This is a genomic window from Streptomyces sp. HUAS YS2, from assembly GCF_033343995.1.
GTDB classification, from domain to species: Bacteria; Actinomycetota; Actinomycetes; order Streptomycetales; family Streptomycetaceae; genus Streptomyces; species Streptomyces solicathayae.
Map to the genome: position 1 here is coordinate 325810 of NZ_CP137573.1, position 20834 is coordinate 346643.

Annotated in this window: 19 protein-coding genes and 2 pseudogenes; 14 read left to right on the plus strand and 7 right to left on the minus strand. The window is 71.8% G+C overall.

The window, feature by feature from the left end; all coding sequences use genetic code 11:
• Positions 1-65: 65 nt before the first annotated feature.
• From R2D22_RS01560 to R2D22_RS01575, 4 genes and pseudogenes are all read left to right on the plus strand, one after another.
• On the plus strand, positions 66-440 hold the full coding sequence (locus tag R2D22_RS01560) for a hypothetical protein (protein WP_318100415.1): 375 nt from the start codon (positions 66-68) through the stop codon (positions 438-440).
• A 181-nt stretch (positions 441-621) separates the two neighbouring features.
• Positions 622-1029, plus strand: coding sequence for an ArsR/SmtB family transcription factor (locus tag R2D22_RS01565; RefSeq protein WP_318100417.1), 408 nt, complete (start codon positions 622-624; stop codon positions 1027-1029).
• A gap of 83 nt (positions 1030-1112) precedes the next feature.
• Positions 1113-1487: a hypothetical protein gene (locus R2D22_RS01570; protein ID WP_318100419.1), complete on the plus strand. Its 375-nt coding sequence runs from the start codon at positions 1113-1115 to the stop codon at positions 1485-1487.
• Between the two features lie 18 nt (positions 1488-1505).
• A pseudogene (locus R2D22_RS01575) lies at positions 1506-1627 on the plus strand (IS5/IS1182 family transposase); the annotation flags it as partial.
• A 594-nt stretch (positions 1628-2221) separates the two neighbouring features.
• Here the strand turns inward: R2D22_RS01575 and R2D22_RS01580 are convergent.
• Positions 2222-2362, minus strand: a pseudogene (locus R2D22_RS01580) (peptidase C39 family protein); the annotation flags it as partial.
• A 79-nt stretch (positions 2363-2441) separates the two neighbouring features.
• Here R2D22_RS01580 and R2D22_RS01585 point away from each other — a divergent pair.
• Positions 2442-3452 carry a DUF7638 domain-containing protein gene (locus R2D22_RS01585; protein ID WP_318100421.1) on the plus strand — a complete coding sequence of 337 codons (1011 nt, stop codon included), beginning with the start codon at positions 2442-2444 and terminating at the stop codon, positions 3450-3452.
• Positions 3449-4501, plus strand: a complete 1053-nt coding sequence (locus R2D22_RS01590) for a hypothetical protein (RefSeq protein WP_318100422.1) — start codon at positions 3449-3451, stop codon at positions 4499-4501. Before R2D22_RS01585 ends, R2D22_RS01590 begins: the two co-directional genes overlap by 4 nt.
• A 2-nt stretch (positions 4502-4503) precedes the next feature.
• Here the strand turns inward: R2D22_RS01590 and R2D22_RS01595 are convergent, their stop codons facing one another.
• Complete coding sequence (locus R2D22_RS01595; protein WP_411976958.1) at positions 4504-5172, minus strand: TetR family transcriptional regulator; 669 nt, start codon at positions 5170-5172, stop codon at positions 4504-4506.
• 62 nt (positions 5173-5234) lie between these two features.
• On the opposite strand from R2D22_RS01595, the gene R2D22_RS01600 reads away from it, so the two are divergent.
• On the plus strand, positions 5235-6257 hold the full coding sequence (locus tag R2D22_RS01600) for an oxidoreductase (protein WP_318100423.1): 1023 nt from the start codon (positions 5235-5237) through the stop codon (positions 6255-6257).
• Between the two features lie 33 nt (positions 6258-6290).
• Entirely contained in the window at positions 6291-7490 is a 1200-nt protein-coding gene (locus tag R2D22_RS01605) for an aminotransferase-like domain-containing protein (RefSeq protein WP_318100424.1), read from the plus strand.
• Positions 7491-7560: 70 nt separating this feature from the next.
• Here R2D22_RS01605 and R2D22_RS01610 read toward each other — a convergent pair whose 3' ends face one another.
• Both R2D22_RS01610 and R2D22_RS01615 read right to left on the minus strand, forming a co-directional pair.
• Positions 7561-9072: an alpha/beta hydrolase gene (locus R2D22_RS01610; RefSeq protein ID WP_318100425.1), complete on the minus strand. Its 1512-nt coding sequence runs from the start codon at positions 9070-9072 to the stop codon at positions 7561-7563.
• Between the two features lie 124 nt (positions 9073-9196).
• A complete protein-coding gene (locus R2D22_RS01615) occupies positions 9197-9577 on the minus strand; it encodes a VOC family protein (protein ID WP_318100426.1) in 381 nt (126 codons plus the stop codon).
• 171 nt (positions 9578-9748) lie between these two features.
• Here R2D22_RS01615 and R2D22_RS01620 point away from each other — a divergent pair, with 171 nt between their 5' ends.
• Positions 9749-10651 (plus strand): MerR family transcriptional regulator, encoded by a 903-nt coding sequence (locus tag R2D22_RS01620; protein WP_318109543.1) that lies wholly within the window; start codon positions 9749-9751, stop codon positions 10649-10651.
• Positions 10652-10703: 52 nt separating this feature from the next.
• Here R2D22_RS01620 and R2D22_RS01625 read toward each other — a convergent pair whose 3' ends face one another.
• Positions 10704-10982, minus strand: a complete 279-nt coding sequence (locus tag R2D22_RS01625; protein WP_318100428.1) for a hypothetical protein — start codon at positions 10980-10982, stop codon at positions 10704-10706.
• 124 nt (positions 10983-11106) lie between these two features.
• Between R2D22_RS01625 and R2D22_RS01630 the strand changes: the two genes are divergently transcribed.
• A complete protein-coding gene (locus tag R2D22_RS01630; RefSeq protein WP_318100429.1) occupies positions 11107-12663 on the plus strand; it encodes an FAD-dependent oxidoreductase in 1557 nt (518 codons plus the stop codon).
• A gap of 10 nt (positions 12664-12673) precedes the next feature.
• Here the strand turns inward: R2D22_RS01630 and R2D22_RS01635 are convergent, their stop codons facing one another.
• A complete protein-coding gene (locus R2D22_RS01635) occupies positions 12674-15103 on the minus strand; it encodes an endo-beta-N-acetylglucosaminidase (protein ID WP_318100432.1) in 2430 nt (809 codons plus the stop codon).
• A 129-nt stretch (positions 15104-15232) separates the two neighbouring features.
• The gene (locus R2D22_RS01640) at positions 15233-16246 is read right to left on the minus strand and encodes a LacI family DNA-binding transcriptional regulator (protein ID WP_318100434.1); all 1014 of its coding nucleotides are present in this window, start codon (positions 16244-16246) and stop codon (positions 15233-15235) included.
• A gap of 181 nt (positions 16247-16427) precedes the next feature.
• Here R2D22_RS01640 and R2D22_RS01645 point away from each other — a divergent pair, with 181 nt between their 5' ends.
• From R2D22_RS01645 to R2D22_RS01660, 4 genes are read left to right on the plus strand one after another with little or no spacing between them, the layout of a single operon-like run.
• Positions 16428-17720 carry an extracellular solute-binding protein gene (locus R2D22_RS01645; RefSeq protein WP_318100436.1) on the plus strand — a complete coding sequence of 431 codons (1293 nt, stop codon included), beginning with the start codon at positions 16428-16430 and terminating at the stop codon, positions 17718-17720.
• Positions 17721-17731: 11 nt separating this feature from the next.
• Positions 17732-18604, plus strand: a complete 873-nt coding sequence (locus R2D22_RS01650; protein WP_318100438.1) for a carbohydrate ABC transporter permease — start codon at positions 17732-17734, stop codon at positions 18602-18604.
• Between the two features lies 1 nt (position 18605).
• Positions 18606-19451 (plus strand): carbohydrate ABC transporter permease, encoded by an 846-nt coding sequence (locus tag R2D22_RS01655; protein WP_318100441.1) that lies wholly within the window; start codon positions 18606-18608, stop codon positions 19449-19451.
• Between the two features lie 55 nt (positions 19452-19506).
• Entirely contained in the window at positions 19507-20790 is a 1284-nt protein-coding gene (locus R2D22_RS01660; RefSeq protein ID WP_318100443.1) for a glycoside hydrolase 5 family protein, read from the plus strand.
• Positions 20791-20834: the final 44 nt, after the last annotated feature.

The window sequence follows — 20834 nt, forward strand, 5'->3', positions numbered from 1 at the left end:
CGGTCATCACTCGGCCAGGAACGTGAGACCGGCCGGGGTCGTCGAGAAGAGGGGAGCGAGGATCGATGTTGAGTGTGGAGACGTCTCTGAAGGAGGCGATGACCTCGATCGAGGGGAGCCTGGGAGCCGCACTGGTCGACTACACGAGCGGCATGGCGCTAGGGACGCTTGGCGGGGGCAAGGACTTCGACCTGACGGTGGCCGCCGCAGGGAACACCGATGTGATCCGGGCGAAGGTCCGCGCCATGGAGATGCTGGGTCTCAACGAAGAGATTGAGGATGTACTGATCACTCTCGGCAGCCAGTACCACCTCATCCGGCTGCTCAAGGGCCGCGGGGGCAACGGCCTGTTCCTGTACATCGTCCTGGACAAGGGCCGGGCGAACCTGGCAATGGCCCGACACCAGCTCAAGCGCATCGAAGCAGGACTCGAGCTGTAGCCACCCCCTGTTTCCCGGCTCCCTCATGCCCACAAGTTGAAAGAGTCTTCAACTCGGCACATCTGAAAATGGTCAGGCGAGGGTAGACCGGAGCCGGGAGACGGAAGGATGGCCGGACTGCAAGTCGCAGGTCTGGCCGACCGGCCTTGGAACGGTCCAACCCGATTGGGAGTGTTGTCGCATGCAAGTGCCGCTGTACCAGGCCAAGGCGGAGTTCTTTCGCATGCTCGGACATCCCGTCAGGATCCGCGTACTGGAACTGCTCCAGAACGGCCCCGTACCTGTACGCGAACTCCTGAACGAGATCGAGATCGAACCGTCGAACCTCTCCCAGCAACTGGCAGTGCTGCGTCGGTCCGGCATCGTGGTCTCCATCCGTGACGGCTCCAACGTCAACTACGCCCTCGCCGGCGGTGACGTGGCGGATCTCCTGCTTGCCGCACGGCGCATCCTCACGGAGCTCCTGGTCGGACAGAGCGAGCTCCTCGCGGAGCTCCGGCACACCACCGCCTCAGCGCAGGCGTGTCCGCCCACGGGGGACAGCCCGCCCGAGACCCCTGTACTCGACAGCGGTGGTCGACGCTCCTGAGCACCCGTCCGGCGGGCAGGGCCCGCACCTGGACGGAGTGGCTACAGCTGGCCGGGCTGCTCGGCGACGGTGTCCGCACGGCAATGGGTACGGTCACCACGGCGACGGACGGCCACCTGTGCCGGTCGCTGTTCGAACGTCACCTCGACGACTTCCTGCACCACTGGGGCATCGCGCACGAACCGGAGCCGCACTACCCGCACCATCCAGAGCTCAACACCACGGGCTTTCGCGCCGACTGGCGGCGGGCCGACGGCACGTTCGTCGAGGCGCTAGGCCTGATGGAGGGCGAGGCGTACGCGGCGAAGGTGGAGCGAAAGCGGAAGCCGGCCGCTCTGTCCGGGCTGCGGCTCCTGACCGTCACAGCCGCCGAGCTGGACTGTCTTCCCGAGACCTTCGCGGACTGGCTCCGAGAGACCCCTTCGGCGCCGCCGGGCGGCCCCAGGTCGTGTCCGTAAGGCGGTTGGTGCGTTGGTCTGTTCGTGGTACCTCGTCATGAGCTGACCGATGAGTCCTGGGCAGTGATCGAGCCGCTGCCGGCTCCGTCGCCGATGGGCCCCGTCCGGTGCGGGATCGCCGCCAGGTGGTCAACGGCATCCATCCCGTACGCCTCCATGGCGACATAGTCGAGCGACTCCCAATCCGGCCAGTCGTCGTTCCACATCTCCCGCGGACGGCCCACCAGGCGCTGGATTCGTGCTCATGACGTGTTGCGGACTTCGTATCGAGGAATCTCTGGGAGTCTTCCCGGAGGACATGCGCGACGGCACCCTGCGAATCCGGCGGCAGGCGATTCCCTACAAGGACGCCTCCGGAAAGCACACACCGAAATACGCCCCGTTGCAGCATCGGAAAGAAGGCGAGTGGCGCGACATACCGCGCATGCTTCCCTTGAGCCGTTCATCGACCGGCTTCCGATCCGTAATGCAAGCGGCGGAATGCCGTATCCCGACCTTCTACGAAAGTCGTGGGACCGCGCCATCAGGCGGCTCGAGCTTCCCGCATTTAACCCGCACGACTTGCGGCGTAAATGGACACCGTGGCCCTGACCAACGGAGTGTCCATTCACGAGGTGTCTCGCTGGCTCGGACATCGTTCGATCAAGGTCACGGTGGACCGGTACGGCCACCTCACGCAGGACGGCCAGGAGCGCTGCCGTCAGGTCGTCGAGACGGCCGTGGGCCCCACATGCTCACAGCAGGCCGAGCGACCGCGGTGCGGGGTGCTGACTTGGTGCTGGCTTGACCGGCCAGAAGAGGTAGCAGATACCTCCCGTACCGCTTCTGACCTTGCCGTTTGCCTCATAACGCTTGGTCCGGAGCCAGGGTTTCTCCATTCGAACCGCACCCCGTGGCCCTGCTGCGCGAACGCCTCGTCGATCATGCGGCCGAGTCTGCGCCTATCATCGGCCGGTGAGCAACCAGAAGATCTTCCGGGTCGTCGACGGCGAGCGGATACCCGGAGTGTCGCGTCCGGTGTTCCGCCGCAACGGCGACACCAACTATCTCGTCCAGCTCGGGATCTACGCGGACGGGATGATCGACTGCTGGGGGCTGCTCACCCTGGAGGAGTTCGCCGCCGCCGTGCGAAGCGGCCGGATCGTCACGCGGTTCGAGGAAGGGACCAGAGCGTCCGTCCACGAGACGGCGGAGTGGGAATTCGCGCGGGTGCGGAGCGTGCTCACCGCCGAGTCACTGATCGCCGAGGTCCGCGACGACATCGACGACCTCAACGGCCGGCCGGACTCGACCGCCCGCGCCTGGCATGCCGTACACGCGTTCCGAGCGGAACCGACCGAGGAGCGCCGGGCCGAGCTGCGGGCGGCGTACGAGGAGATCCCCGAGCACGAGCGGCACGCCGCTCTCGCGGACCACTCGGTGGGGGACGGCCCGCTGTACGACCTGGCCATGGGGATCGGCGCCAAGGTGACGCCGGACGAGTACCAGGAGGCCCTGGACTACTTCGACGAGGAGTGGGGCGATCCCCGGGAGTTCCTCGCCCGTTGGCGCCGCCCGGCGGAACCGGAGGACCCGACCGTACTTCTCGACATGTGGCATCTCCAGGCCCACTGGCCCGACGACGCGCCGGCGCTCGCCGGGCTGTGCAACGAGTGGCCGGCGCCGCTCCTGGTCGGGGACGTCACCTACCCCTCGGTGAGCGCGGCGTGGGCCGCGATCGCCCCACCCGCCGAGGCGCACACGGCGGTGATGGCGGCGCTGCTGCGGGCGAAGTTCGACCAGCACCCCGACCTGGCGGATCTCCTGACCGGCACCGGATCGGCCCGGATCCACCACCGGGGCGCCTTCGCCGGCCACGAAGGCGACTTCTGGGGGTGCGAGGCGGAGGGCCGGAACTGGCTGGGCCGCCTCCTGGAGCTGATCCGCGCCGAACTGCACGTCCGCCGACTGGAGCTGCCGCTGTGAACCGAGAGACCGTGACGCTGGGCCGGATCGACTGCCCCTCCGGGGAGCTGGTCGTCGTCGACGGCGGGTACCTGGGTCTGTGGAGCGGCGACGGCTCCCCCGCCGACGTCGAGCCCGAGCTGCTCGGCATCCACGATCCGCAGCTCGCCGCCGACGTCGCGGCCGCGTCCGACTTCGTCATCGCCGGTGCGGACGCCGCCGCGGCGGCTGCGTCGTTCGACCGTCAACCGGGCCGGACGGTGTACGACATTCCGGCGTCCCAGGTCCCCGCGCTGCGCGAGTTCTTCGACGCGCACTGCCGCGAGCACGGCCTCGACGCCCGGCTCGAGCGGCTGCCCGAGCGCTCCCCGCACCGGGAGCGGGTTCGGCGGTGCGCGGCGTACGGCGGGGGCGGCTTCCTGGTGCACGGTGTGCCGGTCGTCGCGGTGGGAGGTCTGCCGCGCGACCGTACGCTGCCGGTCCTGGCGACCGTCGCCGCCGACGAGGCCGGCGGCCCGTGGGCCGACCTGCACGTGCGGGTGAGCGATGCTCCGGTGGCGCGGTCCGTGGCCCTGGGCGAGGTCGGAGTGGACTGGGCGCGCGTGTTCCTCGGTGACGCCGACGCGCTGAGCGCCTGGCAGCACGAGGACTCCCTGGACGGCCTCGCGGACGTCGCCTTCTGGGGCAGGCACGTCGCCGAGGCGGCCGCGGCCCTCAGCGCCCCCGAGCTGGGCGAGCCCGGTGAGGACGGGGTCCGTGGCTGGCGGGATCTGAAGGTGGCGGACGCGCTGGTGAAGGCGCGGTCGGTCCTCGAATGGAAGGCGGCGGACCCGGACCGCCGGCTCGCGGTGGACTTCCGGCCGCACTCGCACCACTGGCGGATGATGCGCGGGATCCGCGGCTACGAGGCGGAGGCGGCGGACATCGAGGTGCGCGGTGCGCGCGTGTTCGGGGCGATGACGGGCATCGGCGACGGCTTCTTCCCGGTGCGGGCCGACCTCGACGCCGAGGGCGGTCTCGTCGCCGTGCGCATCCTGCTCACCGATTCCCCGGTGACCGACGCCGACTGACGTCAGGGCTCCCGTACGGCACCGTCCTCGACGGTGCCGTCCATTGCGACGGCGTCCAGCGCGGGGGCGATGACGGCGAACGCGCGGTCGGTCAGTGCGGCCGGGTCGGCGGCGCCGCCGCTGTCGCACCAGCTCTGGAGCACCGTGTCGAAGGCGGTGAGCGCCATGCCGGCGGCCAGGCGGGGGTAGAGCCCGCCGCCGGCGGTCGCACCGTACCGGGCCGCGAGTTCCTCCGCGAGGTCGTCACGCCACTGCGCCTGGCGTTCAAGGAAGCGGGCGCGCAGGGCGGGGGTGCGCAGGATGAGCCGCACGACGCGCAGGGCGCGCTCGGAGTGCTCGCCGCAGGTGTCGATGGGGACGCGCACGGCGTGCAGCAGGGTCACGGAGGGGAGTTCGCCGGGGGGCCGGTCCGCGAGGGCGGAACGGATGTCGGCGCCCATCTCCGTGAGGAACTGGACGACCACGTCCTCCTTGGACGCGAAGTAGCGGAAGAACGTCCGCTTGGACACGCCGGCGGCGGCCGCGATCTCGTCGACGGTGACCCCGTCGAACCCCTTCAGCGCCAGGAGTTGCAGCGCCGCCTCCGTCAACTCGGTTGCGACGAGCTGCCGCTTGCGCTGGGCCATCGTCACTTCTGGTCGCGTACTCACCCTCCGATGGTACTCCTGCATGCCATCTTCGGCACTCAGCAGCACACTTGACACCAAGTGACATGAGGGGCAACGTGTGCCGCATGACACGGGATCAGCACTGGAACGCCGACCGCATCGCCGACCAGACCGACCGGGTGTTCGTCGTCACCGGGGCCAACAGCGGCCTCGGCTTGGCGACCACCCGCGCGCTCGCCCGGCACGGCGGGCACGTGATCCTCGCGGTGCGCGACGAGAGCAAGGGCCGCCGGGCGGCCTCCGGCATCACCGCGGAGCAGCCGGGCGCGAGCCTGGAGGTACGCCGCCTCGACCTTGCGGACCTCGACTCGGTCCGCACCTTCGCCACCGAGCTGCGCGCCGACCACCAGCACCTGGACGTGCTCGTGAACAACGCCGGCGTCATGGCCCCGCCGCGCACCCTCAGCCCGCAGGGTCACGAGCTGCAGTTCGCCGCCAACCACCTGGGCCACTTCGCGCTCACCGGGCTGCTGCTCGACCTGCTGACCACCGGGCACGATCCGCGCGTGGTCACCGTCAGTTCGCTCAACCACCGCCAGGGCGAGCTGCGTCTCGACGACCTCGCCGGCGAACGGGGCTACGCGCCCATGGCGTTCTACAACCGGTCGAAGCTGGCCAACGCGGTCTTCGGCCACGAACTCCACCGGCGGCTGACCGAGGCCCGGAGCCCGGTGCGCAGCCTCCTCGCCCACCCCGGGTACGCCTCGACCGCCCTGCAGGGCAAGGCCGTCGGCATGGTGAAGCTGCTGTTCGGGCGGCTGCTCGCCCCCCTCGCCCAGTCGCCCGAACGGGGTGCGCTCCCCCAGCTGTTCGCGGCCACCGCCCCGGAGGCGGAGAGCGGCCGATTCATCGGTCCGGACGGACGGGGCGAGCTGCGCGGCGCGCCGACCCGCGTGCGGCTGTCGCCGCGCGCGACCGACGCCGAGGCGGGCCGCCAGCTGTGGGAGGTGTCGGAGCGCCTGACGGACGTACGGTTCCCGCTCCCGGACCCGGAGCAGGACGGGGAGCAGGCCAGGGACCGGGAGCGGGCTGCGGACCGGGAGCAGGCCGGCGACCGGGACCGAGACTCGGCGTCCAACCGCCCCTGACCGAACGACACATGTGGTTTATATGCTCACGCCATGCTTCCCACCGCCGCACCCGTGCCCGCATTCGCCGCCAAGCTCGCCGGCATCGCCTCCTCCCCCGTACGGGAGATCCTCGCCCTGACCGCGCGTCCCGAGGTGATCTCGTTCGCGGGCGGTCTGCCCGCGCCCGAACTCTTCGACGTCACGGGCCTCCGGGCCGCGTACGACCGGGTGCTGACGGACGCCCCGCGGCTGGCGCTCCAGTACTCGACGACCGAGGGCGACCCCGGGCTGCGCTCCGCCGTCGCGGAGCGCCTGGCCGCCCAGGGGCTGCCGACGGAGGCCGACGACCTCCTCGTGACGACCGGTTCGCAGCAGGCGCTCACGCTCATCGCCACGGCGACGCTCGAGCCGGGCGACGTGGTCCTGGTCGAGGACCCCTGCTATCTGGCCGCCCTGCAGACCTTCGCCTTCGCCGGGGCGCGCGTGGTGCCGGTGCCGACCGACGAGGACGGCATCGTGCCCGACGCCCTGGAGGAGATCGTCGCGCGCGAGCCGGTCAAGCTCCTGTACCTCGTCCCCACCTTCCAGAACCCCACGGGGCGGACCCTCCCCCTGGAGCGGCGCACGGCCGTGGCCGAGGCCGCCGCACGGCACGGGTTCTGGATCGTCGAGGACGACCCGTACGGCGAGCTGCGGTACGACGGGGATCGGGTGCCCTGGATCGCCGCCTCCCCGGCCGCTGCGGACCGCACCGTGCTGCTCGGCTCCTTCTCCAAGATCCTGGCGCCGGGGCTGCGGCTCGGGTATCTGCGCGCCCCGGACGGGCTGCGCCGGTCCTGCGTGATCGCCAAGCAGGCGGCCGACCTGCACACGTCGACCATCGACCAGGCCGCCGCCGCGCGCTATCTGCGCGACAGCGACCTCGACGCGCACGTCGAGGTGATCCGCGGCGCGTACCGGGAGCGCAGGGACGCCCTGCTTGAGGGACTCCCGGCCGCGCTGCCCGCGGGAAGTGCCTGGAACCGTCCGGCGGGCGGGATGTTCGTCTGGGTGACGCTCCCGGACGGCCACGACGCCACGGAGCTGCTGCGCACGGCGGTCGCCCACGAGGTGGCGTACGTGCCGGGCGCCCCGTTCTTCGCGGGGACGCCCGACCCCCGGGCGATGCGGCTGTCGTTCACCACCCACACCCCCGAGGAGATCCGCGAGGGGCTCGGCCGGCTCGCGAAGGCCCTCGGCGGCGCGGCCTGACCGGACGCGGACAGGCCGCGCCGCCGAGGGCAGGCCGGCCTCGGACAGGCCGGAACGCGGACCCCGGCGCTCAGATCCCGAGCCGGTCGAGGACCGCGCGCATCGTCCGGCCCAGGGCGTCGCGGGCCTCCTCGGAGTGGTCGACGGTCTCGAAGCCGTGCACACCGCCCGGGAGGTCGATCACCTCGATGTCGGCAGCGGTCTCCTCGGCGGCGGCCAGGAACTCGGCCACGGTCGCCGCGATCTCGGCACGCTCCCGCTCCATCCGGAGCAGCACGAGGGGCGGCCGGTCGGTCGCGCCGAGCGCGGCCACCGGCTGGAACCGGGGTTCCGGGACACCCCAGTTCGGCAGCGGCGCGAGGATGGGGTAGCCGGCGGCAACGCAGCGCAGCCACGGCTCGCGCCCGGCGATCCAGGGCGCCGACAGCAGCCCGCCGGCGGAGACGAACCAGAGGGCGATCCGGTCCGGGTCGACCCGCGGGTCGGCGCGAAGCAGTTCGACGGCGGCGGCTACGTCCTCATGGGCCTGCGGGTAGGCGGTGACCTCATGCAGCCGGTGGTCCAGGGTCGCCCCGACGACCCCGCGACTCGCCGCGTACCGGCCGTAGCCGATGAAGGTGGGCCAGTCGCGGGGCGTCGGCTCGACTCCGTCGGGTACGGGTCCGCCGTGCACAAACAGCACCGCGGGGCGCGGGCCGTCGGCGTCAGGCAGGTGCAGATCGACACGCCCCACCCTCTCGCGACGGTGCTCCGGCAGGTCGAGGAGGAACGGACGCAGATGCGGCGGCAGTTCGCCCTCGGCCGGCCGGGAGAGGCGATGTCCGTCGCCCTTCGCGGCGGCCAGCAGCACGTCGGCGAGCGTGTCAGGGGCGGAGAGCATCGGCCAGTGTCCGGTGGCGAGTTCGAAGAACGTGATCCGCGGGTCGATCAGTGCCTGGAGCCGAGGATCGCCGAGCTGGACCACGGCCTCGAGGGTGGCGATGCTCGACCCGTTGGCGACGCACAGGACGCCCGTGACCGGGAGCCCGGCGGCCGCGCCGGTCAGCTTCAGCGGCTGGGTGAGGGTGCCGTGCGGCTGCGGTGCGGCGAGCCGGCTCAGCCGGGCGATCGCCTCGTCGGTGACGCCTTCGGTGCTCCCCCAGCGCTGCCAGTCGTCGCGGGTCGCGGGCGCGGGAAGCGGCCCTGGGTGCGCGCCGTCCTCCGGAGCGGCGAGCGCCTCGTGGACCGTCGGGTCGGGGACGAGGGCCAAGGCCGGAGCCCCGTCCCGGGCCATGCCCGCGTCCGCGTGCACGATCCGGGCGATCCGCTCGGGCCGCCGGTCTGCCGCCCCGAACACCGGGTGGATGCCGTAGTCGTGCCCGACGAGCACGATCTCCGGGTCGTCGATGCGGTCGATCAGGTCGAGTACGTCCTGGATGTGGGTCTCGAGATCCGCCTCCGCGTCCGCCGCGGCCCCGTCCGGGGCCATTCCGGTGAGCGTCGCCGCATGCGCCTCCGCTCCCGCCTCGCGCAGCCGTGCCGCCACGTCCTGCCAGACCCAGCCTCCGGTGTACGGGCCCGGCACCAGGATGAACGCCGTCATGAACCTCTCCCTCGCGCAGTCTCGGTACGCGGGGCGGGCAGCTCTTCGGCCCGCCCTCGCTCACCGGGACGCTACGAACTCCCCCTGAGGGAGATTCAAGAGAGGGAGGTTCGGGTGGCGGACCTCAGCCGGAGCGCTCCTCCGTCACGCACAGGATGTTGCCCTCGCTGTCCTTGAACCAGGCGCCGCGCATCGTGTCCGACTCGGCCACGCCGTCGACCGTCTTGAGGCCGGGCAGGTCGTAGTCCTCGAAGGTGACGCCCTTGGACCGCAGCGTCGCCATCTCCGTGTCGAGGTCGGCCACCTTCCAGCTCGCCAGTGTGTGCTCGGCCTTGCCGCCGTACGGCGTCTCGTAGATGCCTATCGTCGTACCGCCGCAGTCGAACCTGGTGTCCTCGGGCGACTCCCTCGTCATGGTCAGGCCGAGGGTCTCCGTGTAGAAGCGCTTCGCCCGCTCCAGGTCGTTGACCGGAATGATCGCGGCTATGGGTGAGTCCGCCAGCATCGCAAACACCTCCTGCATCCAGGCTACGCACCGGCCGTCCGGCTCACAGGTCGAGCGGACCGCCACGCGCAGGGGTGACCGTCCGACGACCCTGGGTGACGCGGTCACAATGGTGCGCACGAAGCTGTTCGGACTCCGCTGGGGGAGGTACACGCCGTGTCACCCGACGGCATGTGGAGCATCGGCGAGCTCGCCGGGCGTGCGGGCGTCACCGTCAAGACCGTGCGGTTCTACTCGGACCGGGGCCTGCTGCCGGAGGCCGGCCGCAGCGCGGGGGGCCACCGGCGGTACGGCCCCGAGGCGCTCGACCGGCTCCGGCTCATCCGGTCGCTGCGCACGCTCGACCTGCCCGTCCCGGACGTGGGGCGGGTGCTCGAGGAGCAGGACGTGCTCGAGGACGTCATCGCGGGCCAGTTGCGCGAGCTGGGCTCACAACTGGCCGCGCTGCGCTGGCGGGACGCGGCGCTCCGGCTGGTACGGGACTGCGCCCCGGAGGAACGCCCGGAGCGACTGCGGCTGGTCGGCGCGGTGACCGCGCCGCCGAGCACCGACGCGCTGGCCCGCTTCTGGCGGCGCTGGCTGCCGCCCCGGCTCCCGGCCCGGGTGGTGGAGACCGTCCTCGACCGGACCGTGCCGCAGCCGCCCGAGGACCCGGAGCCCGGGCAGGTGCTGGCCTTCGCCCGGATGCACGCGTTCGTCACCGTGCCGTGCGAGGGCGGCGACCGCGCGCAGCCGGCCGCGCACCGTTCCGGCGAGGGGCTGCGTCCCGCCGTGCTGTACGAGGGTCTGGACGAGGCGTACGCGCTGGCGGGGCCCGAGCTGCGGGCGGGGCGGGTGCCTCGGGACGGCGAGGCGCTGGACTGCTTCGTCGCGGCGTACGCCCGCTCGGGCGGGACCCGGGACACGCCCGCGTTCCGTCGGGGGCTGCGCGGCGTGCTCGCCTCGGATCCGCGGATCGACCGCTACTGGCAGCTCGCCGCCGAGGTGTTCGGACCGGACCACACCACCGCGGGCGCGGCGCACGACTGGCTGCTCGGCGCGCTGGACGCGCAGGTCACCGGGAGCGCCGCCTGAACGTCACGCCGGGGCCGCCCGCCCTTCACGCCCAGGCCGGACCGCCTGAACGTCACGCCGGGCCGTCAGGCGTGTCGCCCCGCCAGTCCCAGCGGCGGGGGTCGCCGGGGCGCGGTGCGTACTGGGCGCGGCCGCCCGCTCCGTACGCGCCTATCTCGGTGGGGAGCTCGACGGGCTCCCCGAGCTGGTGCTCCGACCAGCCGGTCACGTCGAGGAGCAGGCCGTCGAGCGGGCCGGCCACCAGTTCGCGGTAGACGTGACCGGGGCGCGGACCGGGGTGGGGATCGTCGTGGTCGGCGCCGTAGACACGCCCTCTCATCAGCTCGTCCATGCCCGCAAGCATCGCAGCCGCCACTGACAACGCCCGGGCGCACGGCCCCGGGCGGGGCGGCGCGGACCCGCCCGCGGGGCCATCCTGGGAGAGACGACCGGCACCCACGGGCGGGAGGTCCGCCATGCAGGACCCGATGGCGCGTGAGCACGAGACCGGCCCCGCGTCCCACTGGCTGGCCACCGCGCACCGTCGGCCCCGGCCACGCCTGGACGAGGACCTGACGGTCGACGTGGCCGTGATCGGCGGCGGGATCGCGGGGCTCGCGACGGCATGGGAGCTGGCCCGGGCGGGCCGGGAGGCGGTGGTGTTCGAGGCGGGCCGGATCCTCTCCGGGACCACCGGGTGCACGACCGGCAAGATCACCGCCCTGCACGGGCTGCGTTACGAACACCTGCGGCGGTCGGTCGGCGCGGAAGGCGCCGGACTGTACGCCGCCGCGCAGCAGGACGGCGTCGAGCGCACGGCCGCGCTCTGCGCCGAGCTGGAGATGGACGCGGAGCTGGAGCAGCGGTCCGCCGTCACCTACGTCACCGAACCCGGCCGCGTCGCGGACGTGCGGGCCGAGACGGCGGCGGCCCGGGCGGCAGGGATCGAGGCCCACTTCGTCACGGAGACAGGGCTGCCGTTCCCGGTGGCCGCCGCCGTCCGGGTGGACGGGCAGTACCAGTTCCATCCGGCCGCGTTCCTGACCCTGCTCGCCGATGCCTTCACCGCGGCCGGCGGTCGCGTCTACGAGCACACCCGTATCACGGCCCTGCACGAGCTCGCGCACATCCGGCTGGAGACCGAGGACGGTGCCGTCATCCGGGCCACGGACGCCGTCGTGGCCACCGGTTTCCCCGCCTTCGGCCCGTCCTCCCTGCTGGTGCGGCTGACTCCGCGGCACGAGCTGGTGGTGGCCGCGCCGATGCCGGAGGCGGCCGACCCGCAGGGGATGTACGTCACGTCGGAGGACCGGACGCGCTCGGTGCGCACCGCGCCGTACGGGGCGGGCCGGCGGCTGATCGTGGTGACGGGCGAGTCGTTCCGGCCGGGCGCGGGCGACGTCGGCACACGGTACGCGAGGCTCGAGGGCTGGGCGCGGCGGTACTTCCCCGGGTTCGGCGCGACGGGTGCGCCGCTGCGCTGGGCGGCGCAGGACGTGGACTCGATCGATCTGGTGCCGTACGTGGGCCACATGCACCCCGGGACGCGGCACGTGTTCGTGGCCACCGGGTTCGGCGGCTGGGGCATGAGCAACGGGATGGCGGCCGGACGGCTGCTGACCGCGCATCTGCTGGGCGGGCCCCGGCCGTCGTGGACGGAGCTGTTCGATCCCCGGCGGCCCGCGTCGCCCCGGGAGTGGCCGGATCTGGTGCGCTCGCAGAAGGAGGTCGCGGCGCACTACCTGGGCGACCGACGGCATCTGGAGCGGGCCGAGCAGCTCGACACGCTGCTGCCGGGGATGGGTGTGGTGGTGCGTGACCACGGTCAGCCGCGGGCGGTCCAGCGTGACGCGTCCGGTGTTCTGCACTCGCTGTCGGCCCGTTGTACGCACATGGGGTGTCTGGTGGCGTACAACGAGGCCGAGCAGACGTGGGAGTGTCCGTGCCACGGTTCGCGGTTCGCGCCGGACGGGACGGTGCTGCAGGGACCCGCGACGGATCCGCTGCCGCGCCGTGCCCGCCCGGACGTGTGACCACGTGGATCTACGGTCCCCAGGCCTCGAACTCGTAGATCCGGGCGGCCGGATCGGTGGTCTGGGTGGGCCGGTTGATCTGGAGCCGTGCGTAGCGAGCCGTGACGGACACCGGGTTCGTGGTGACGGCCGCCGTGTTGCCGGTGACCGTCGCCGCCGTGGTCCACGGGTCGGCGGTCGAGGAGCGGACCTGGATGGTGAAGTCGCGGGTGTTCCAGGAGGCGTTCTCGCCGCCTGCGGCCGCGTGGCGGACGGTGAAGCGGGTGAGGGCACGGGCCGAACCCAGGTCCACTTCGAGCCACTTGTCGGTGGTGAGGGTGCACCACTTGTCGGTGTTCCCGCCGTTGACGGTGCCGTTGACGGCCTTGGCCGGGGTCTCGGAGCTGTTGCACTGTCCGGAGGCGGTGGCGGGCCGGTTCAGGGCGAGGTTCGTCTCGGGGGCGGTGCCGGACCACGAGACGGTCGTGGTGGCGACCGGTGAGCGGCCGTATTCGGTGGAGACGGCCTCGACGTCGAGGGTCGTGGTGCCCTCCGTGCCGACCCGGTCGAGCCGGGGCACGAAGTACGCGTCGTTCGGGGTGGCGCCGAGGAAGGTGCGGGTGCCGTCGGGGTTGCGGCGGTGGACCTCGTAGTGGTGCACGGAGCCGGTGGCCGACGGGGTCCAGCCGAGGCGCAGGGTCTTGCGGGTGCCGCTGACGTCGGTGGCGCCGAGGACGGTGACGCCGGTCGGCGCGGCAGCGCTGTCCACGGTGCCGTCGTACACGGCGAGCTGTCCGACGCGGATGTCGTACGAGGGGTCGGTGCCGGCGGTCTGGAGTCCGATCTGGGCGACGGTGCGGCCGGCGAAGGCGGACAGGTCCAGGGTCTTGGTCTCCCAGCCGCTGCCGGAGGTGGAGCCGAGGTCGAGCGTGGTGAATGCGGTCGGGGCGTCGGTGAAGGAGACGGCGGCCTTGAGCCGGGTCGGTCCCGCGGCGGGGGTCTTCACGACGACGGACAGCTTGGTGTCCGCGGCCACCGGGAGCTTGGTCTGGTAGAGCCGGACGGTGTTGACGGCGTCGAGGGTGCCGGTGAGGCGCAGCGAGGAGCCGCCCTCGTAGGCGTCGGTGAAGTCGACGGAGGGGGTGAGGCGGGTGCCGGTGGAGGCGACCAGCCAGCGGTAGGTGGGCGGCACGTCCTGGAGGGAGAGGTTGTTCCAGCCCGTCGAGGAGACGCGGGTGCCGCGGGCGTTGTAGAAGTCGCCCTGGCCCGCGTTGAAGGAGGTGACGAAGGGTTTCGCGGTGACGGCGGAGGACTCGGGGATGTAATGGGCGAGGCCCTTCCAGGAGGACGTGGTGGTGGTGTCGGACGGGTCGGCGTTGGCGCCGTCCCAGTACCGGGCCTCGCGGGTGTGCGAGTCGGCGCGGCCGGTCGAGGAGTTGTACGTCCACTCGGGGCGGTAGATGCCGAGCGAGGTGACGTGCTTCTGCCCGGCGGGGAAGACCGAGCTCCAGGGGACGGAGGTGTTGTAGCCGTTCGCCTCGGTGTCGATGCCGGCGGCGAGTTCGTACTCGCTGCGCCCCAGGCTCCGGGCGAGCGTGCGGGAGGAGTCGAGTCCGGCGGAGCTCCAGCCGAAGTCCAGGAACATCGAGTCCGAGGTCCGCTGCGCACCCTCCTGGAGGAAGGCGTCGTTGGCGCCGGTGAGCGCGTCCTGCCAGCTCACCGAGCCGGATTCGGTCATCGCGTCGTACCACATGAACTCGACGGGTCCGAGGCCGCGGGCGTAGCGCATGGCGTTGCGCAGTTCGGTGGCGAGGGTCGCGTCGCCGCCTGCGGTCTCCTGGTTGATGAACCAGCCGTCGAATCCGTAGGTCTGCGCGACCTGGGCGAGTTTGGCCGCGACGGGGTAGGTGCTGCCGGATTTCTGGACGAAGTCGCGGACCCACTGGATCTGGCCGCCGTACGCGGTCGGAGGGAAGAAGACGGTGCCGTAGACCTTCACGCCGTTTCGGTGGGCGGCGTCGATGACGGTGGCGTTGGGGGCGAGGATCAGGCCCTCGCCGGCGGAGCCGCCCCAGAACACCAGCTTGTCGACGTACTGCCAGTGGCCGAAGGCGTAGTAGTTCGGGTCGAGGGCGCCTTGGGAGGGGTTGTTCGAGGTGGGGCCGAAGGAGACCAGGGCCGTGACGCCGCCCTCGCCCGACCGGGCGTTGGCGTTGGCCTTGAGCGCCGGGTCGGAGGTGCGCGGGCGCAGCGGGACGCGGGACCGGTTGAACCGGGCGTCGGGGTCGGTCGCCGGGTCCCAGTCCAGGATCGAGTTCGGGTACCAGTACGAGGCGTGGGGCTGGTCGCCCGCGGCCGCGGCCCGCACCGGTTTCGGCGGCGGGGCGCCGTGTGCGGGGGTGAGGCCGAGCACGGCGCCGATCAGCGCCGCGGTCAGCAGGAGGGTGAGGGGTCGTCTCATCCGGGGCTCCGTTCCAGCGTGCGTGGGGTGGGGGTGCTGGACGTGCTGGACGTGCGTTTCGCACGGAGAGGCGAGGCGCGGCTGCCTGTTCCGACGACCCGGGAGGCTAAACGGCTTTAGTCGGCAGGGTCAAGAGGGCGGTGCAGTGCTCTCGCGGACGGTGAGGCGCGGTGTGGGGTTCTTCGTGTCGCCGGTCGCGGCCTGGTCGTCGACGACAGCGAGCAGCGCCGTCGCGACCTGCTCGCCGAGCGCGAAGGTGTCCCGGGACAGGGCGGTGAGGGAGGGGTGGACGATCCGCGCGAGCGCCGAGTCGTCGAAGGACACCACGGACAGTTCGCCGGGCACGCTCACGCCCATCTCGGCGGCCACACCCAGGCCCGCCACTGCCATCACGTCGCTGTCGTAGATGATCGCCGTCGGCCGTTCGGGGCGGGCGAGCAGGGTCCGGGTCGCGGCGGCGCCCTCGGCGTCGCTGAAGTCGGTGGGCAGCGAGACCGCCGTCAGGCCGAGGCGGCGGGCGCTGTCCCGTACGGCGCGGATACGGCGCTGGGTGTGTTGGAAGGCGGGCAGCCCGGCGAGGTGGGCGATGCGCCGGTGCCCCAGGGCGGCCAGGTAGTCGACGATCGACACCATCGCCTCGCGGTCGTCGGCCCAGACGCCGGGCAGGCTGCCGTGCCGGCCGGGGCCGCCGAGCACCAGGGCGGGGACGCCGAGTTCCTCGAGGACGGGGATACGCGGGTCGCGGACCTGGAGGTCGACCAGGACGAAGCCGTCCACCCGGTGCTCGGAGGTCCAGCGGCGGTAGACCTCGATCTCGGCGGCGGTGTCCTCGACGACGAGCAGCTGCAGGGCGGTGCCGCGCACCGACAGGCCGGCCTGGAGGCCGGAGAGCAGCTGGCTGAAGAACGGTTCGAGGCCGATGGTGCGGGCCGGCCGGGCGAGGACCAGGCCGACCGCGCCCGCGCGGGCGCCGCCGAGGGCGCGGGCCGCGCTGTGCGGACGCCAGTTCATCTCCTCCGCGACCTGCAGGATCCGCGCACGGGTCGTCTCGCTGACGCCCGGCCGGCCGTTCAGCGCGAAGGACACCGCGCCCTTGGACACCCCTGCCCGCCGGGCGATGTCGGCGATCGTCGGTCTGGCCACGCAGTGCCCCTTCGGTCCGCACACCTTCTTGACACCGGAGTCTAGCCAGGAGCATAGTCCCGAATCGCTAGACCGGTTTAGTAGCTCATGCATCGCAGCACGGCGAGTCGCGACACGCGCAGCACAGCGCATCACAGCAACGGCACCGCATCGCAGATACGAGCAGACCGGGAGACCTCACATGCGCAGCAGAATCTGGATACGGCCGGTCCTCGCGGCGGTCGCGGCCGCGACCCTGGCGGGCTGCGGGCTCGGCGACCCGGGCGCCTCCGACGGCGCGGACGGCGCGGGTTCGCCCGTCGACGGCGAGGTGAAGGGCAAGGTGTCGATCCAGACCTGGGCCCTGAAGCCGAAGTTCACCACGTACATGCAGGGCGTCATCGACTCCTTCGAGAAGAAGCACCCCGGGGTCGAGGTCCAGTGGCTCGACCAGCCCGGCGAGGGCTACTCCGAGAAGGTGCTCAGCCAGGCAGCCGGCGGCACCCTGCCCGACGTCGTCAACCTGCCCCCGGACTTCGCGCTGCCGCTGGTGAAGCAGAACATGCTGCTCGACGTGGCGAGCGCCGATCCGAAGGCGGCGGACGAGTACGTGCAGGGCGGCCTGGAGGCGTACCGCTTCGGCGTCCGGAAGGGCACGTACGGCTATCCCTGGTACCTCAACACCGACGTCAACTACTGGAACTCCGAGCTGCTCGGCAAGTACGGCCTGGACCCGAAGAAGCCCCCGGCGACCCTCGACGAGCTGATCGCGGCCGGTCGCGTCGTCAAGGCGAAGTCGAACGGCGCGACCTACCTGATGAGCCGCAAGCCCGGCCTGATGGACTTCGCCAACGCCGGCGTGAAGCTGATGTCGGACGACGGTACGCAGTTCACCTTCAACACCCCCGAGGCCGCGGCCCTGCTCGACAAGTACCGCAGCGCCTTCAAGGAGGGCCTGCTCCCGAAGGACGTGCTGACCGAGACGTACGCGGGCAACGCCAAGCTCTTCAACGCGGGCACGGCCGCCTGGACCACCGGCGGCGCGAACCACATCAGCGGCATCGCCACCGACAACCCGACCCTGGCCCCGAAGGTGGTCTCCTCCCCCGCGATGGGCACGCCTCCGCTGTACGTCCAGGGCCTGTCGGTCGCCAAATCGACGAAGAACGCGGCCGCCGCGGTCGCGCTCGCCCGCTGGGTGACGAACGCCCCGAACCAGGCGGCGTTCGCCCACCTCACCAGCATCTTCCCGTCCACGAAGGCGTCCGCCGACGACCCGTTCTTCAGCAAGAGCGACGGCACCAACGCCGGCGACGCGAAGGTCACCGCCTTCACCTCGCTCGCCTCCGCGAAAATGCTCCAGCCGGTCCAGGCCAACGACGCGATCAACACCGTCATCAACCAGCAGATCGCCCTCGCGATCAGCGGACAGGCGGAGTCGAAGAAGGCCCTGGACACGGCGGTGACCCGCGCCAACCAGCTGCTCGAGGACTGAGGGACACGACGATGACCCACCGGCGCTGGTTCACCCCCTGGCTGCTCGCCGGGCCGGCCGTCGTCTGGCTGCTCGTGTTCAACCTCTGGCCCGCCGTCAACACGGTGATCCTCTCCTTCACCAACGCCAAACCCCTCGGCGGCGGGCGCTTCACCGGCCTGGAGAACTACGAACGCGCCCTCACCGACGAGCAGTTGACCGACGCGCTGATCAACAGCATCGTCTATCTGCTGATCTGCCTGCCGCTGCTCACCCTGCTGCCGCTGCTGCTCGCGCTGCTGGTGGAGCGGAAGCTGCCCGGCATCACCTTCTTCCGCACCGCGTTCTACACCCCGGTCGTGGCGTCGGCCGTCGTGGTGGGGATCATCTGGGGCTGGCTGCTGGACGACCGCGGGCTCCTCAACGGCCTGCTCGGGCAGCTCGGCATCGCGGACCGCCCGGTCTCCTTCCTCACCGACCGCTGGCTGCTGCTGTTCAGCGCGATCGCGCTGACGGTGTGGAAGGGCCTGGGCTACTACATGGTCATCTACCTCTCCGCCCTCGGGAACGTCGGCCGCGAACTCCACGAGGCCGCGGCCGTCGACGGCGCGTCCGCCGTCCGCCGCTTCTGGCACGTCACGCTGCCCGGCGTGCGGACGGCGATGATGCTGATCTCCGTCCTGATCTCGGTCTCGGCGCTGCGGGTCTTCTCCGAGCTGTACGTGCTGTCCAACGGCACCGGCGGCCCGGGCGGCCGGGACATGTCCGTGGTGATGCTGATCCAGATGTACAGCCGCGGCTTCACCGGGCACATCGGCTACGCCTCCGCCCTGAGCCTGCTGCTGTTCGTCATCACCATCGGGCCGATGCTGCTGCTCGCCCGGCTGAACCGGAAGGCGGCCTGAGATGCCCGCACGGGGATTCGGCACGCCCACCCCTGCCGGGAAGGCAGCGCGCTATCTGCTCCTGGCGCTGGTGCTGCTGCTCACCATCGGACCGTTCCTGTGGCAGCTCTCGACCTCCCTGAAGGGCCCGGGCGAGGACGTGTACTCCCGCGTCCCGGCGTTCCTGCCCGAGGACCCGACGTTCTCCAACTACGCGCGGGTCGCCGAGACCATTCCGGTCTGGACGTACGCGGCCAACTCGCTGACGGTGGCCGCGGTCGCGGTGTTCGGCAACGCGGTCGGCGCGACCCTGGCCGGCTTCGCCCTGGCCCGGCTGCGCTTCCGCGGGGTGCGGCTGGTGACCGGGCTGTTCCTGGCCACCTTGGTGCTGCCCGGGGAGGTCACGATCGTCTCGCAGTACGTGACCGTGCGCAGCCTGGGCCTGACCGACACGCTCACCGGCGTGGCGCTGCCCGGGGCGCTCGCCATGCTGAACGTGCTGCTCATGTACACCGCTTTCCAGGCGGTTCCCCCGGACCTGGACGCGGCGGCGCTGGTCGACGGGGCGAACGTGTGGCAGCGGCTCGTCCATGTGGGTCTGCCGAACGTCCGGGGCATGCTCAGCGTGGTCGTGATCTTCACCTTCATCGGCGCCTGGGACGACTTCCTGTGGCCGCTGATCGTGCTGAACGACCCCGACCGCTACACCCTCACCGTCGGACTCCAGTACCTGAACGGCACCTTCACCGCCAACCCACGGCTCATCGCCGCCGGCACCATGATCGCCTTCATTCCGATCGTGATCGTGTTCGCCTCGCTCCAGCGGTTCTTCTTCAAGGGCGTCGAGGAAGGCGCGATCAAAGGATGAGCGCCCGCCCGATGAGCGCTCACCGCACCCGCACAGGAAAGGACACGGTCCGCGCATGACCACGTCCCCGCGATTCGGCGTCAACTACACCCCCAGCAAGGGCTGGTTCCACCACTGGCTCGACTTCGACCTCGACGACGTACGCGCCGACCTCGACTCGATCGCCGCACTCGGCCTGGACCACGTCCGGGTCTTCCCGCTGTGGCCGCTCTTCCAGCCGAACCGCACCCTGATCCGCCCGCGGGCGGTGGAGCAGTTGGTCGAACTGGCGGACGCCGCCGCCGAACGCGGCCTGGACGTCGCAGTGGACGGGCTGCAGGGCCACCTGTCCAGCTTCGACTTCCAGCCGTCGTGGACGGTCAGCTGGCACCGGCGGAACATGTTCACCGACCCGGACGTCGTCGACGGCCAGGCCGCCTACCTCCGCACGCTCGCCGCCGCACTCGCGGACCGGCCGGCCTTCCTCGGCATGACCCTGGGCAACGAGATCAACCAGTTCTCCGGCGACCCGCACCCCGACCCGGACCGGATCACCCCGGCCCAGGCCGAGCGCTGGCTGCGCCGCATGCTCGACGCCTGTGAACAGGGGGCGCCGGGACGGATGCACCTGCACGCGGAGTACGACGCCTCCTGGTACGTCGACGACCACCCCTTCACCCCGGCGCACGCGGCCCGGCTGGGCGCGGTGACGGCGGTGCACTCCTGGGTGTTCAACGGCACCGCGCAGCGCTACGGGGCGGACTCGCCGGCGACCGGGCAGCACGCGGCGTACATGATCGAGCTGTCGAAGGCCTGGGCGGAGGACCCGCACCGGCCGGTCTGGCTCCAGGAGGTCGGCGCGCCCGCCCCGCACATCCCGGCGGACCGGGCGGCCGGGTTCACCCGGACGACGATCGCCGCGGCGCTGGACTGCCCCGGCGTGTGGGGCGTGACGTGGTGGTGCTCGCACGACGTCGACCGGGCGCTCGCCGACTTCCCGGAGCTGGAGTACACGCTGGGCCTGCTCACCAACGACCGGCGGGTCAAGCCGGCCGGGCGGGAGATCGCCCGGATCGTCGAGGAGCTGCGGGCCGGGAACGGGCGGGCGGCGCCGCGGACCACGGCGCTCGTCGTCGACCTGCCGGACGACGCGGCCGGGCGCTCGTTGTGCGGCCCCGGCGGGGCGGTGTTCGAGGCGTTCATGCGGCTGTCGACGGAGGGCGTCCGGCCGACGACCGTGCTCGCCGGGCGTGCCGCGGACCCGTCGCACCTCGCCGCCCGGGGTATCACTCGGCTCGTCACGGTCGACGACGCCGGAGTCGGCCGACGCGCCTCTCCCTCATCCCGTGCCTCCTCCTGAATCCTGCCTTCTGCACCCGGCCTTCTTCCGTCCTCGTCCCACGG